Source organism: Bacillus sp. FSL R7-0166 (genome assembly GCF_038008935.1).
GTDB classification, from domain to species: domain Bacteria; phylum Bacillota; class Bacilli; order Bacillales; family Bacillaceae; genus Bacillus; species Bacillus altitudinis.
Genome location: NZ_JBBPAC010000001.1, coordinates 1,762,267 through 1,776,500, shown reverse-complemented (window position 1 = coordinate 1,776,500; position 14,234 = coordinate 1,762,267). Strand labels below are relative to the sequence as shown.

The following is a 14,234-nucleotide window of genomic DNA, read 5'->3' as shown; positions in this document are numbered from 1 at the left end:
CTGAAAGGTAGAGACTTCACATGTATTATCAGAACGTAAAGCAAAACTGTGGTTTCATTTGACAAAGAGTGTATACAGATGAAGACCCCTTAGATGAGACAATGACGATAAATCAACACACGATTGCATCACAATCCAAACAAAGAGGAGAGAGGGAACATGACCAAAACAGATGTACAAACGTTGAAAAATTATATTGATGGACAATGGGTGGACGCCGAAACGAACCAAACGGAAGCTGTTTATAATCCAGCTACTGGCGAAGTCATCGCAGAAGTACCGCTTTCTACAAAAACGGATGTAGAACATGCAGTCCAAGCAGCACAAGAAGCGTTCACCACTTGGTCTAAAACAGCTGTTCCCCGGCGCGCACGTATATTATTTAAATACCAACAGTTACTCGTTGAGAAATGGGATGAGTTAGCTGAACTCGTCACGTTGGAAAACGGAAAAAGTGTAACAGAAGCAAAAGGAGAGGTGCAGCGAGGAATTGAATGTGTGGAATTTGCCGCTGGTGCACCAACCTTAATGATGGGGAAACAACTACCTGATATTGCGACTGGTCTAGAGTCTGGCATGTACCGCTACCCAATTGGCGTCATCGGCGGCATTACCCCTTTTAACTTTCCGATGATGGTCCCATGCTGGATGTTCCCGCTTGCCATCGCTTGCGGAAATACATTTGTTTTAAAGCCTTCAGAACGGACGCCAATCCTTGCTGCACGGTTAGCAGAACTATTTGAAGAAGCAGGACTTCCAAAAGGTGTGCTTAACATTGTCAACGGCGCTCACGATGTAGTAAACGGTCTGCTTGAACATGAAAAGGTAAAAGCCATTTCGTTTGTCGGCTCTCAGCCAGTCGCAGAATACGTCTATAAAAAAGGGACAGCACATGGTAAACGTGTACAAGCACTTGCCGGTGCAAAAAATCACTCCATCGTCTTGAAAGATGCTGATTTAGAATCGGCCACAAAACAAATCATTGGCGCTGCTTTTGGATCAGCAGGTGAACGCTGCATGGCAGCAGCCGTTGTCGCAGTGGAAGAAGACGTGGCAGACGACTTGATTCAACAATTGGTCGATGAATCCAACCAGCTTGTCATAGGAAACGGAATAAATAAAGATGTCTTTCTCGGACCAGTCATTCGGAAGGAGCATAAAGAACGAACTCTTCAATATATCCAATCAGGAATTGAAGAAGGCGCAAGCCTGATTCGTGATGGCAGACAAGATAAAGAAATAAATGGAGAAGGGTATTTTGTCGGACCAACGATCTTTGATCATGTCACAAATCAAATGAAAATTTGGCAGGACGAGATTTTTGCCCCAGTCTTATCCATTGTCCGTGTCTCATCACTCGCAGAAGCAATCGACCTGTCCAATCAATCAAAATTCGCAAACGGTGCCTGCCTATACACAGACAGCGCTTCAAGCATAAGAGAATTTCGTGAAAACATCGAAGCCGGCATGTTAGGCATTAACATTGGTGTCCCTGCTCCAATGGCTTTCTTCCCATTTTCCGGCTGGAAAGATTCCTTCTACGGAGACTTGCACGCCAATGGAACAGACGGAGTAGAGTTTTACACGAGAAAGAAAATGGTGACCGCTCGGTATATGTAGCGTACATTTATTGAACATTGAGAAAGAATGCAGCTCCAAAATCGAGACTGCATTTTTTTGTTGTCTTCTAGTTAAAAAGTAAGGGTTTTCATCGCACTCTTTACAGGGTTTCACAGGGAGAAATCATTCTTTGTATTCATTCTTCATCACGAAACATCAACATAATTTGAAATTGGGCCTAAACCCCAATATCAGGAAGATGAAAACAGGAGGAAATGACACGATGAGGACGAGGATGAAGTGCAGCGTTTGTTTATTGATTTTCACTTTGGTACTGAGTTGTTTGCCGGTATATGAAGCGAATGCGGCAAGCACTCCTATTGCCAAGCAAGTAGGAAATGCAAACCCGCTCATTGACCATCACTTAGGAGCAGACCCGTTTGCGCTTACCTATAACGGAAGAGTGTACCTTTATATGTCGAGTGATGACTATGAATATCAAAGCAACGGAACGATTAAGGACAATTCATTTGCGAATCTGAATAGAGTTTTCGTCATCTCTTCGGCGGATATGGTCAACTGGACCGATCACGGAGCGATTCCAGTAGCAGGGGCAAATGGGGCAAATGGCGGCAGAGGCATTGCCAAATGGGCAGGCGCTTCTTGGGCTCCAGCCGCTGCTGTAAAGAAGATCAATGGAAAGGATAAATTTTTCCTTTATTTCGCTAACAGCGGCGGAGGGATAGGTGTCCTTACAGCAGACAGCCCGATTGGCCCATGGACTGATCCAATTGGAAAAGCGCTCGTTACGCCAAGTACACCTGGCATGTCCGGAGTTGTATGGCTTTTTGATCCGGCCGTATTTGTAGATGATGACGGTACTGGCTATCTATATGCCGGCGGAGGCGTTCCAGGCGGTTCCAATCCAACGCAGGGACAATGGGCAAATCCTAAAACAGCAAGAGTTCTCAAGCTAGGTGCTGATATGACAAGTGTGGCCAGTAGCGCATCCACCATTGATGCTCCTTTTATGTTTGAAGATTCGGGGATGCATAAGTATAACGGAACCTATTACTATTCCTATTGCATCAACTTTGGCGGCTCTCATCCTGCTGATAAACCACCTGGTGAAATCGGCTATATGACGAGCTCAAGTCCGATGGGACCCTTCACGTATAAAGGACACTTTCTAAAAAATCCGGGTGCTTTTTTTGGTGGCGGCGGTAACAACCATCATGCGGTGTTCAATTTTAAAAATGAGTGGTATGTGGTGTATCATACGCAAACCGTTAGCTCTGCTTTATACGGGGCCGGCAAGGGTTACCGCTCTCCACATATTAATAAGCTTGTGCATAATGCAGATGGCTCTCTTCGAGAAGTAGCAGCCAATTATGAAGGAGTGAAACAGCTATCTAATCTGAATCCATATCAACGTGTTGAAGCTGAAACATTCGCTTGGAATGGACGCATTTTGACCGAAGCCTCGTCAGCACCAGGAGGACCAGTGAATAACCAGCATGTCACCAACATTCAAAACGGCGATTGGGTGGCTTTAGGGAATGTAGACTTTGGTTCAAATGGCGCTAGAACATTTAAAGCCAATGTCGCATCGACAGTAGGCGGGAAAATAGACGTACGCCTTGGCAGCGCAAACGGCAGACTGGTCGGTACACTTGATGTTCCTTCCACCGGTGGAACACAAAACTGGCGGGAAATAGAAACATCGATTAACGGCGCATCCGGAGTGCACAACGTATTTTTTGTCTTTACCGGAACAGGCGGGGGAAATCTATTCCAATTTGATTCTTGGCAGTTTACTCAAAGGTAGCGAATAAAGGTGCTTAAATGTTTGATAGAGGAGTGGGAAATTTGATGTCATGTATAAAAAAACCAATGCTTGCTTTATTGGTGTGTTTCACCATGCTATCTGTCATGTTCATAGGCCCCGGAGTAGCTGAAGTATCAGCAGCTGACGCAAACATTAACCTTAATGCAGAAAGACAAGTGATTCGTGGTTTTGGCGGAATGAACCATCCAGCTTGGATTGGTGATTTGACAGCGCCACAAAGGGAGACTGCCTTTGGCAATGGACAAAATCAGTTAGGGTTTTCCATTCTTAGAATTTATGTAGACGAAAACAGAAACAATTGGAGCAGAGAAGTCGCGACGGCCAAACGAGCGATCGAGCATGGTGCTCTAGTCATTGCTTCCCCTTGGAATCCTCCAAGCAGTATGGTTGAAACATTTAACCGGAATGGATCACCTGCCAAGCGGCTTAAATACAATCAATACGCAGCATATGCTCAGCATCTGAATGATTTTGTCACTTACATGAAAAACAACGGAGTCAATCTTTATGCCATTTCTGTACAAAACGAGCCTGATTATGCGCATGAATGGACATGGTGGACACCTCAGGAAATCCTGCGATTCATGAGAGAAAATGCCGGCTCCATTAATGCACGTGTGATTGCACCAGAATCGTTTCAATACCTTAAGAATATCTCAGATCCTATCTTAAACGATCCGCAGGCGCTAAGGAATATGGACATTCTCGGCGCTCATCTATACGGAACCCAAATTAGCCAGCTTCCGTACCCTCTTTTCAAACAAAAAGGGGCAGGGAAAGAGCTATGGATGACAGAGGTCTACTATCCGAATAGTGATAACAATTCAGCGGACCGCTGGCCTGAGGCATTAGGGGTATCAGAGCATATTCACCAATCAATGGTGGAAGGGGACTTTCAGGCGTATGTGTGGTGGTACATCCGGAGATCATACGGTCCTATGAAAGAAGATGGAATGATTAGCAAGCGCGGATACAACATGGCGCATTTCTCCAAGTTTGTGCGTCCAGGGTACGTCAGAATTGATGCAACGAAAAGCCCTGAATCAAATGTTTTCGTCTCAGCTTATAAAGGAAACAATCAGGTCGTCATTGTGGCGATTAATAAAAACAATGCAGGGGTCAATCAACACTTCGTCGTGCAAAATGGCTCTGTTTCTCAGGCGTCTAGATGGGTGACGAGCGGCAGCAGCAACCTTCAACCTGGAACTGACTTAAACATATCAGGAAATCAATTTTGGGCTCATCTCCCTGCTCAAAGTGTGACAACATTTGTGGTCAAACGCTAGAGAAACACGAAAAGCCAATTTTCTCATTAAAAAAGAAAATTGGCTTTTTTCTGTGTAAATAGTAAGTTGATTTTTCACGACGTCAACACTTTGGGTATAATAATAACAATGACTTCAGGAGAGTGATCATTATGCCAAAGGTTCAAAGCAAAGTATTGATTATAGATGACGAAAAAGAAATTTTAGAATTAATCCATACCGTATTAACAAGAGAAGGCATTGACCAGGTGTTAACAGCTTCAACTGCCCGTGATGGGCTCACGCAATTTCATCAAGAACAACCAGATCTCGTCATACTGGATATTATGCTGCCAGACGGAGAAGGCTACGATATTTGCAAACAAATCAGAGATGTCTCACATGTTCCGATTATCTTTTTATCAGCAAAGGGAGAGGAATCAGACAAAATTGTAGGACTTGCCATTGGCGGCGATGATTACATTACAAAACCGTTCAGTCCAAAAGAAGTCGCCTACCGGGTAAAAGCCCAGCTAAGACGGTCATCCTACTTACAGCCTTCTCAAGCGGAGCCCGTGATCAAAAAAGGACCATTTGAGTTAAACGAGCAGCAAGCCGAACTGACGAAAAACGGTGCGGCAATTGAACTCACACCGAAAGAACTTATGTTGATGACTTATTTCTTGCAGCATCCGAATCGCGTCATCAGTAAAGAAACGCTTTATCAAACGGTTTGGGGAGAGGATTTCTTCGGTTCTGATAATACGGTAATGGTTCATATACGAAGACTGCGGGAAAAAATAGAACATTCCCCATCTACACCAGAATTTCTCGTGACGGTCAAAGGACTTGGCTATAAATTTGTTGTAAAGGATGCGTAAAGATGAAATGGCGATTAACAGGCAGATACATGGTCTCTGTCATTATCGTGACCATTATCACGGTCTTTATTAACTTATTTGGATTCATGATATGGCTTGTACTACAAGCAAGCAGTCAGCAAAACGAAGAAAATACGCCGGAAACCTTCACAAGAACATTTGAACAATACATCACCTTGTCTAATCAAAATATCACTGTGAGTAAAGAAGGACAGCAAGCCTTAAAACAACAAAATGCGTGGATTCAAATATTAGACGAAAATGGACAAGACGTCTATCATGCACTAGCACCTAAAGGCTTAAAAAGCAAATACACACCTATAGAAATTGTAAACTTACATAAATATAAAGATAAGCAATTGATGTCGACGATCTATGCTGGCGGGAAAAATGGAAAGGGTAAGGAATACAGCTACTTCATCGGATTTAAGGACCCTTCCATCGGAAAATATTTATTTTCTTTTGATACGAAAGAATTAATATCGCAATTCAATATCGGGACGATGATTTTATTATCGATTGATGCCATCATTGCCTTATTCATTGGATACTTATTCAGCCGGCAACTCATCAAACCGCTCGGCCGTGCCATTTATGGCATCCAGAGGCTCGCAAACGGAGATTATACGACGAAACTGCCAACGAAGGGGATATATAAAGATGTGTTCTATAATGTCAATCACTTATCAGAGCAGCTCGCTTCAAGCCAAAAAGAAAAAGACAAATTAGAGCAAATGCGGGAAGAGTGGATCAGTCATATTTCTCATGATATTAAAACACCATTATCCTCTATTCAAGGCTATGCAGAAATCATGAAAGATCCAAATTATCCTCTTTCAAATCAAGACATTAGACATTATGCCAGCATCATAGAGAATAAATCACTGTACATCAAAGATGTGATGGAGGATCTAAATTTAACAACAAGGCTGAAAAATAACGACGTGATGCTGCATAAAGAACTGGTGAACATTGTGCCATTGCTGCGTGAAACGTTAATTGATATCCTCAACGATTCGAGATATGCAGATCAGACCATTGAGCTGCAAACGAATGTAGACAAGCTTATGCTGAATATTGATACGATCCTCATAAGAAGAGCGGTCACCAATCTCATTTTAAATGCCCTTGTTCACAATGATGCTGATGTGAAAATCATTGTACAGCTTGAACAAAAAGAACATACCCACATCACCATTCAAGACAACGGCAAAGGAATTGAAGAGGCAGAGCTAGAAAAAGTGTTTGACCGCTACTATAGAGGGACGAATACAGGAGAGACACATGCAGGCTCAGGTCTTGGAATGGCGATTGTAAAAGATATCATCCAAAAACACGGGGGAGATATTACAATACAAAGTATGATAGGAGAAGGAACAACGATTGATATCCAATTACCCGCTTAAACGGACATACAAAAAAACGGTTCTGCTCAATCACAGAACCGTTTTTTCTAACTCTTATTCTGAAAACACTTTTATGCCTTTCACAATGTTCCAAATGAAGAAGTAGATCGCCACAAGGAATGTCACAGCATATGTTGCAATTAAGAACGGACCAGCATGACTGATATCGTTCATGCCAAGTAAACCTGAACCGGCAATACCAAGACCGAAAATCAAATAAGGAATAATATGTGTCCATAGTGATTTTTTCGCATGGTATTTCACTTCGTCTTTTCCTAAGAAATAAACGATAATCGGAAATAGAAACGGTGCAAAAAAGATACTGAAGTAACATAATGAAGACAAAATTTTATTTTCTCTCAAAGCTTTTCACCTCTATGATTGATTTAGAAGAGGGGACCATTTGACTCATCCCTCAATTCCTTACAAACCCATTGTACAACCTCAACCTTAACTCGTATTAATCCGAACCTTACAGCAACCTTAAATATGTTAAACTGTAAAAAGACAAGGAAAGATAAAATGATTCTGGGTATTTCAATCTATTTTTTCAGAAAAAAATAGTTGACTTTGGTCATTCCTCTATTTAAAATAAAGTCGTAACCGATGCAGGAGTGTTACTGATATGATCAGGCACCACCAAGTCAGGTAAACAGATTGTACATTTGTACGTTGTTTGCTGAGATTTTGGTGTTTTTTTATGCTTTTTTTAGCATTTTAGGTAAGGTGGGATGAGGATGTTCACCGTCGTTAAAGTTTTAAATAATAATATCGTATTAGCTCTAACAGAGGCTCAAAATGAAGTCGTTGTGTTTGGAACAGGAATAGGTTTTAAAAAGAAGAAAGGTGATACACTTGATGAGAGCGCTGTCAGTAAGACATTTTATTCTGATCAGACGTCTCCATTAGAATCTCAACTTGCCGCTATCCCAACTGATATCCTTTTATTAACTGAAAAAATCATTCGCGTAGGCGAAGAGATGTTGAATAAGAAGTTAGGTTCCAGCGCGCTCTTTTCGCTATCCGATCATCTCACCTTCACTATTCAAAGGCACGAAGAAAAAATGGCGTATGAAAACCCCATTGTGTGGGAAATTCCACATCTCTATTTTCAAGAATATCAAGTCGGGAAAAAAGCACTGACAATTATTCAAAAGATGATGGGCATTTCTTTTGAAGATACTGAAGCTTCACTCATTGCCCTGCATTTTGTAAACGCTCAAATAGATGGTCAGTCTATGGGAGACACCATTAAGATGACTCACCTCACGAAAGAAATCGTCAAAATCATTCAAAATATTTTCGAGATGATATTGGATAAATCATCCATTAATTATTCGAGGTTTATTACCCACTTGAGATATTTTATTGTCAGGCAGGAAACCAATCAACCACCGCAGCAGATGGATGACTCGTTAAAAGAATTAATACAGGATCGTTATATGAAGAGTTATGCCTGCGGATTGATCATCAAAGAAATGTTAAAACGAGAATTCAATTGGAATGTGACAGAAGACGAACTTGTTTTTTTAGTCATCCATATTGAGAGAATCACAAAGGAACACCAAAAAAATAAATGATTTCTTTTAGGCGTGTTATGAAAAAGCATTAACCTAAACAAATCTCCATGAGAAAGAATGATCTTTTCTATGGTGGATTTTGTTTAGGTTTTTTTTGTGAAAATGAAGGGGTGAAAGCATGGAAAACAAAGAATTGGCTGGAAAAATTGTGAAATTAATTGGTGGAACCGAAAATATATCTCAAAGTTGGCATTGTATCACACGGCTAAGATTTAATCTCAACGATGAAAGTCAGGTAAAAGTAGATGAGCTGAAAACATTAGATGGTGTTTTAGGTGCTCAATTCCAAAGTGGACAGTTCCAAGTCATTATTGGAGCAAAGGTAGCAGAGGTTTATGAGGAAATCGATCATCTGGCCGGTCATAGTAGCAATGATTCTGCTCCTGTTAAAAACACGTCAAAGATGAACCCAATTGAAGTCGTATTCGATGTGATCAGCGGGATTTTCACACCTATTTTGCCAGCGATTGTTGGTAGTGGATTGATCAAAGGAATCATGGCACTGTTCGTTAGCTTAGGGTGGCTGACGGAGACAAGTTCTACCTATCAAGTACTTCAAATTTTTTCAAATGCTGTCTTTTACTTTTTACCTTTCCTCATTGCTTATTCGGCAGCGAAGAAATTTAAAACGCGAGAATCTCTTGCGCTCGCATTAGCAGGGATTTTACTATATCCAACGATGATCGAAGGTGCAGCAAAAGGAGCAGACCCGTTAAGTTTTTTAGGGTTAAGTATTCCACTAAATAATTACACATCTTCTGTATTACCAATTATATTAGGTGTGCTATTACTAAGTTTTGTCGATAAGTGGATAACAAAAGCGATCCCAAAATCCTTAAGTATCGTATTTACACCGGTACTGAGCCTGATGATCACGGCTCCTCTTACACTGGCTTTTATCGCTCCTATTGGGAACGTTTCTGGGCAATATTTAGAAATCTTTTTCACTTCATTGTTCAATTTCGCTGGTCCGATTGCCGGTTTATTAATGGGGGGCCTTATGCCACTCATTGTGTTAACTGGAATGCATTACGCATTCTTCCCAAGCACGTTAGCCAGCTTTGAAAAAGTGGGTTACGATATCATGCTGCTTCCAATGAATTTCATTGCGAATATGGCACAAGCAGGCGCTGTGTTAGGTGTCATCATCCGCACCAAGCGGGTAGAAACAAGGTCTTTAGCGCTTTCAACATTGCTTCCTAGTTTCTTCGGGATCACAGAACCAGCCATTTATGGAGTCACACTTAGACTAAAAAAACCTTTTTATGCTTCATTAATTGGCGGCGCAGTCGGTGGATGTTTTTACGGTTTATTTTCAGTTAAAACGACAGCCTTTTCGATCCCAGGCATTACTTCACTGCCAACTTACATTATGAAAGGGACAAATAATTTTCAGCTGGCTCTGATTGGAATCGCCCTTAGCTTCATCGTGTCACTTCTCATCACCATTCTCCTTGGATTTCAGGAGTCTGTAACGGCTTTTAACGAGCAAGCTGCAGAAAAGCCAAATCACACTGAGAGTACAGAGAATCAACAAATGTCTAAGCAAACAAACCCTTATGAAGTTCAAGCACCTATGAGTGGAAAGGTCATTCCTTTATCTGAAGTGAATGATTCCGTGTTCTCAAGTGAAATGATGGGGAAGGGAGTCGCAATTTTGCCTGATAAGGGGGTGGTACAAGCACCGTTCTCAGGAAAAGTAGTGACTGTTACACCTACTAAACATGCCATCGGACTCGTTTCAGATGATGGGATTGAATTATTGATCCACGTGGGGATTGATACGGTCAGCCTAAACGGCCAATTCCTTGATGTACTGGTAAAAGAGGGCGATAAGATAAAGACGGGGGATCATTTATTATCGTTTGATATAGAAGGCATTCAATCAAACCATTTAGATGTAGTGACACCTATTATCGTCACAAATTCAACGCAATATCTTGATGTGATTCATACAGGTGACGCTCATGTCACCGCAGGTCAAAATAAGCTCTTAATGCTTATTCACTAATATAAAGAGAAGGGATGATTGAAATGAAAGAATTAAAAAAAGGATTTTCAGATGATTTTTTATGGGGTGGCGCAACTGCTGCCAATCAAATAGAGGGCGCATACTTAGAAGGTGGCAAGGGCCTGTCGACGTCAGACTTTGCTGCATATAAAGATCCTTATGAAAAAGGAAAAGTGAACAACTTTACTTTCGATGTGAGTTCAGCTGAATTAACAAGATACAAGGAACAACCCGATGAATTTGATTTTCCGAAAAGACGCGGAATCGATTTTTACCATCGATATGAAGAGGATATTGCACTATTTGCAGAGATGGGCTTTAAAGTGTTTCGCTTGTCTATTTCATGGGCAAGAATCTTTCCAACTGGTTTAGAAGACAAGCCGAACGAAGAAGGATTGGCTTTTTACGATAACGTATTTGATGAGTGTGCGAAATATGGAATTGAACCGCTAGTCACGATGTCTCATTACGAAATGCCGATTACTTTAACAGAGAAATATAATGGCTGGATGAGTAGAGAGCTTGTCCCGTTGTTTGAAAAATATGCCCGTGCCATTTTAGAAAGATATAAAAATAAAGTGAAGTATTGGATTACATTCAATGAAATGAATATGAACCTCAACAGCCTTTACACCGGTGCTGGAATTTTAGAGGACCTAGTAGACCATAAATTACAGGCTGCGTATCAAGCATCACATCACCAATTTATCGCCAGCGCTCTCACAGTGAAGGCTGCAAAAGAAATCATTCCAAATGTCCAAATTGGCTGTATGATAAACCAAATTGAAGCCTATGCAAAAACAACGAAACCAGAGGACCAGCTGCAAGCGGTAAAATCGAACCAATTGAATATGTTCTATCCGGATGTTCAAGCTAGAGGTGAATATCCAACATACATGGTGAAATATTTTGCTGACAACGACATCAAACTTGATATCGAAGAGCAGGATGAGCAAATTTTGAAAGAGGGCATCGTTGATTTTGTGGCGATCAGCTACTATATGTCCCACGTAGCAGAAGCCCGAGAAGATGCAGCCGAGCTAGCGGGTACATTTGATAGTCCAATTAAAAATGAGCATTTGGAGTTATCACAATGGGATTGGCCAATTGATCCAATGGGTCTGCGCATTTCATTAATTAAACTGTATGACAGATACCAAAAACCTTTATTTGTTTGTGAAAACGGACTTGGCGCAAGAGATACATTGACACCAGACAAAGAAATTCACGACGATTATCGAATTGATTATTTAAAACAACATATTGAACAGATGAAAGAAGCAGTCAAAGAAGGTGTCGACTTAATGGGGTATACACCATGGGGTTGTATTGACTTAATTAGCTGCGGAACATCTCAAATGAGTAAGCGCTATGGTTTGATCTATGTAGATCAAGACGACAGAGGGAATGGTTCATTAAATCGTTACAAAAAAGATTCCTTCTACTGGTACAAAAAAGTGATTGCAACAAATGGGGAAGATTTATCATAATCCAGATGGAATGATGATGACACCATTGCATCCGCCTTAATTGGCCGGGTACGATGGTGTTTTTTTGTTTACCGAAAAGTAACCTCAATTATGTCATAGCAAGCACTAGAGATCTCTTTGCTACAATCATTTGATAACAAAAGTTGGCCGAAAAATGTTTCACCTTGACCTTGAAGTATAGTTCAACCTTTATAATGTACATATAGTAAAACAAAATAATAAAAAAGGAGTAACGATGGAGTTGATGACTAGAGGAGAACTTGCCAAAAAAACAGGAGTAAGTCCTGCCGCAATTCGTTACTATGAAGAACACAACATATTACCTGCTCCAAGACGACGTTCAAACGGTTACAGACTCTATACAGACGACTATGTTGTGAAAATTCAATTGATCAAAGATGCGAAAACGCTCGGTTATTCATTAAAGGAAATAGCAGAAATTATGGACATGCTAAGTCAAGACATAGACCTTGATACCCTAAGACAAATTGTCCATCTTAAACATGAAGAAATTGAAAAGAAAATTAAAAGCCTTCGTCTCATTCAAGACCTTTTATCTAACTTATTAAAAACCCCTGAAAAAAAAGTACAACTCTACCTGGAATCATTTCGTGTTCCAAAGCAGGATGATCAATAAACCTATTGGGTGAAGGAGAGAAAAAAATGAGTGTAGAAATGTATCATGGTGAACGTTCTAAAGAAAGTATTCAATTTGAAACATTATTCGCTTCGCAAAGTAATAAAGAGAGTTTTTCCAGTATCGAACAGACAAAAAAATTCCTCGAGCAAAAAGGAATTGAAAATACGCAGCCTTATGCCATTGGGGATGATGTGAAGTTAATCAGTGAGGTACAAGAGCAGACTTTCGAAGGCATGCAAGTTTTCACATTGAATGAACAATCATCACAAAATCAAAAAGTCATTCTCTATCTACATGGTGGCGCGTGGACAAATCAGCCTTTGAATGTCCATTGGTGGTTCATGGATAAAATGGCGCAATCACTAGGTGCGAAAGTAGTCGCTCCTATTTACCCAAAAGTACCTCATTATAGCAACCAGGATACATATCCGAAAATGCTTAACCTATATAAAGACCTTCTGAAAACTGCCGGAAGTGCCAATCAATTGACGATCATGGGAGATTCAGCTGGCGGAAACATCTCACTTGGTCTTGCGCATCTTTTAAAGAAGGAAGATCTGCCGCAGCCAAAGGATATCGTGTTACTATCTGCGTGTGTTGATATGAGTATGAGCAACCCTCTCATTTTTGAATATGCAAAAAAGGACCCGATTCTAGGTCATGAAGGAATGGAAGTCATCACAAAATTGTGGGCAGCTGATCAAAGTCTCACAGATCCATTGATCAGTCCCATATACGGCGACTTCAAAGGACTAGCGAAGATCACTCATTTCATTGGAACACATGATATGTTATATCCAGATGCCATCAAGCTTGATGAAAAATTAACAGCACAAGGAATAGACATCAAAACCTTTGTTTATCCTGAAATGCTGCATGTGTTTGTTGTCATGCCAATTCCAGAAGCGGCAGATGCTCTGAAGAAAATCATTCAAGTGATCAATCGTTAGGCATTCAGTTCACACGTAGAAAGGGTACATGTTCTGATGTAAATAAGGGAAAAGGTTGCTTACTTGAAAGCAGCTTTTTTCAATAGATTAAACGGTCTTTTGGCTGGTTAGTAAAGGAGAGTGAAGTTCAGTTCATCACCTCATGTTTGGTATAATACATACGAGCAGTGAGGCGAAAGGGGAAACGCGATGAAAACGTTTGATCTATCACAAGATGATATCGAATTAATAGACGAAGCAAAAAAGAGGATTATCAGTCTTTATGAAGATGACAAGCATCATGTAGGGGCAGCGATCCGCATGAAAACAGGAGAAATCATATCAGCTGTCCATATAGAAGCCTATATCGGACGGGTAACTGTTTGTGCAGAAACCATTGCGATTGGTAGCGCTTTATCGAATGGATACAAAGATTTTGATACAATTGTTGCAGTGAGACACCCTTATTCAGATGAAGAAGATAGAAGAATTAGGGTAGTCAGCCCTTGTGGCATCTGCCGAGAGCTCATTTCAGACTTTGGACCAACATGTTTTGTCATCCTTGATATGGATGGGGAGCTGGTCAAGGTGAAAATCGAAGAACTCATTCCGCTCAAATATACTCGAAACTGATGTACCACATA

General features: G+C 40.8%; 12 protein-coding genes. 11 read left to right on the top strand and 1 reads right to left on the bottom strand.

All coding sequences use genetic code 11. From position 1 onward, the window contains the following. Positions 1–159: 159 nt before the first annotated feature. From NST01_RS09070 to NST01_RS09050, 5 genes are all read left to right on the top strand, one after another. Positions 160–1,620 carry a CoA-acylating methylmalonate-semialdehyde dehydrogenase gene (locus NST01_RS09070; RefSeq protein WP_249476589.1) on the top strand — a complete coding sequence of 487 codons (1,461 nt, stop codon included), beginning with the start codon at positions 160–162 and terminating at the stop codon, positions 1,618–1,620. Between the two features lie 223 nt (positions 1,621–1,843). Continuing rightward, a complete protein-coding gene (locus NST01_RS09065) occupies positions 1,844–3,388 on the top strand; it encodes a glycoside hydrolase family 43 protein (protein WP_249476590.1) in 1,545 nt (514 codons plus the stop codon). A 41-nt stretch (positions 3,389–3,429) separates the two neighbouring features. Continuing rightward, positions 3,430–4,695: a glycoside hydrolase family 30 beta sandwich domain-containing protein gene (locus NST01_RS09060; protein ID WP_081038966.1), complete on the top strand. Its 1,266-nt coding sequence runs from the start codon at positions 3,430–3,432 to the stop codon at positions 4,693–4,695. A gap of 131 nt (positions 4,696–4,826) precedes the next feature. After that, entirely contained in the window at positions 4,827–5,534 is a 708-nt protein-coding gene (locus NST01_RS09055) for a response regulator transcription factor (protein ID WP_008343743.1), read from the top strand. A gap of 2 nt (positions 5,535–5,536) precedes the next feature. Continuing rightward, positions 5,537–6,940: a sensor histidine kinase gene (locus NST01_RS09050; RefSeq protein WP_326114522.1), complete on the top strand. Its 1,404-nt coding sequence runs from the start codon at positions 5,537–5,539 to the stop codon at positions 6,938–6,940. A gap of 54 nt (positions 6,941–6,994) precedes the next feature. Here the strand turns inward: NST01_RS09050 and NST01_RS09045 are convergent, their stop codons facing one another. Beyond that, entirely contained in the window at positions 6,995–7,303 is a 309-nt protein-coding gene (locus NST01_RS09045; RefSeq protein WP_007499277.1) for a DUF4870 domain-containing protein, read from the bottom strand. Positions 7,304–7,677: 374 nt separating this feature from the next. On the opposite strand from NST01_RS09045, the gene NST01_RS09040 reads away from it, so the two are divergent. The 6 genes from NST01_RS09040 (at position 7,678) to NST01_RS09015 (ending at position 14,223) form a co-directional block, all read left to right on the top strand. After that, positions 7,678–8,520, top strand: coding sequence for a PRD domain-containing protein (locus tag NST01_RS09040; RefSeq protein ID WP_341041794.1), 843 nt, complete (start codon positions 7,678–7,680; stop codon positions 8,518–8,520). Positions 8,521–8,638: 118 nt separating this feature from the next. Next, the gene (locus tag NST01_RS09035; RefSeq protein WP_048001469.1) at positions 8,639–10,531 is read left to right on the top strand and encodes a beta-glucoside-specific PTS transporter subunit IIABC; all 1,893 of its coding nucleotides are present in this window, start codon (positions 8,639–8,641) and stop codon (positions 10,529–10,531) included. A gap of 14 nt (positions 10,532–10,545) precedes the next feature. Further along, entirely contained in the window at positions 10,546–12,021 is a 1,476-nt protein-coding gene (locus NST01_RS09030; RefSeq protein WP_048001470.1) for a glycoside hydrolase family 1 protein, read from the top strand. 235 nt (positions 12,022–12,256) lie between these two features. Further along, a complete protein-coding gene (locus tag NST01_RS09025; protein WP_017359557.1) occupies positions 12,257–12,658 on the top strand; it encodes a MerR family transcriptional regulator in 402 nt (133 codons plus the stop codon). A gap of 26 nt (positions 12,659–12,684) precedes the next feature. Continuing rightward, positions 12,685–13,611 (top strand): alpha/beta hydrolase fold domain-containing protein, encoded by a 927-nt coding sequence (locus NST01_RS09020; protein ID WP_008343757.1) that lies wholly within the window; start codon positions 12,685–12,687, stop codon positions 13,609–13,611. A 189-nt stretch (positions 13,612–13,800) separates the two neighbouring features. Beyond that, the gene (locus NST01_RS09015; RefSeq protein WP_008343759.1) at positions 13,801–14,223 is read left to right on the top strand and encodes a cytidine deaminase; all 423 of its coding nucleotides are present in this window, start codon (positions 13,801–13,803) and stop codon (positions 14,221–14,223) included. The last annotated feature ends 11 nt before the right edge of the window (positions 14,224–14,234 follow it).

Bases quoted from the DNA above. Each gene is read 5' to 3' on its own strand.
- NST01_RS09055 (WP_008343743.1), top strand. From the start codon at position 4,827: ATGCCAAAGGTTCAAAGCAAAGTATTGATTATAGATGACGAAAAAGAA.
- NST01_RS09040 (WP_341041794.1), top strand. From the start codon at position 7,678: ATGTTCACCGTCGTTAAAGTTTTAAATAATAATATCGTATTAGCTCTA.
- NST01_RS09020 (WP_008343757.1), top strand. From the start codon at position 12,685: ATGAGTGTAGAAATGTATCATGGTGAACGTTCTAAAGAAAGTATTCAA.
- NST01_RS09015 (WP_008343759.1), top strand. From the start codon at position 13,801: ATGAAAACGTTTGATCTATCACAAGATGATATCGAATTAATAGACGAA.
- NST01_RS09065 (WP_249476590.1), top strand. From the start codon at position 1,844: ATGAGGACGAGGATGAAGTGCAGCGTTTGTTTATTGATTTTCACTTTG.
- NST01_RS09050 (WP_326114522.1), top strand. From the start codon at position 5,537: ATGAAATGGCGATTAACAGGCAGATACATGGTCTCTGTCATTATCGTG.
- NST01_RS09070 (WP_249476589.1), top strand. From the start codon at position 160: ATGACCAAAACAGATGTACAAACGTTGAAAAATTATATTGATGGACAA.
- NST01_RS09025 (WP_017359557.1), top strand. From the start codon at position 12,257: ATGGAGTTGATGACTAGAGGAGAACTTGCCAAAAAAACAGGAGTAAGT.
- NST01_RS09035 (WP_048001469.1), top strand. From the start codon at position 8,639: ATGGAAAACAAAGAATTGGCTGGAAAAATTGTGAAATTAATTGGTGGA.
- NST01_RS09030 (WP_048001470.1), top strand. From the start codon at position 10,546: ATGATTGAAATGAAAGAATTAAAAAAAGGATTTTCAGATGATTTTTTA.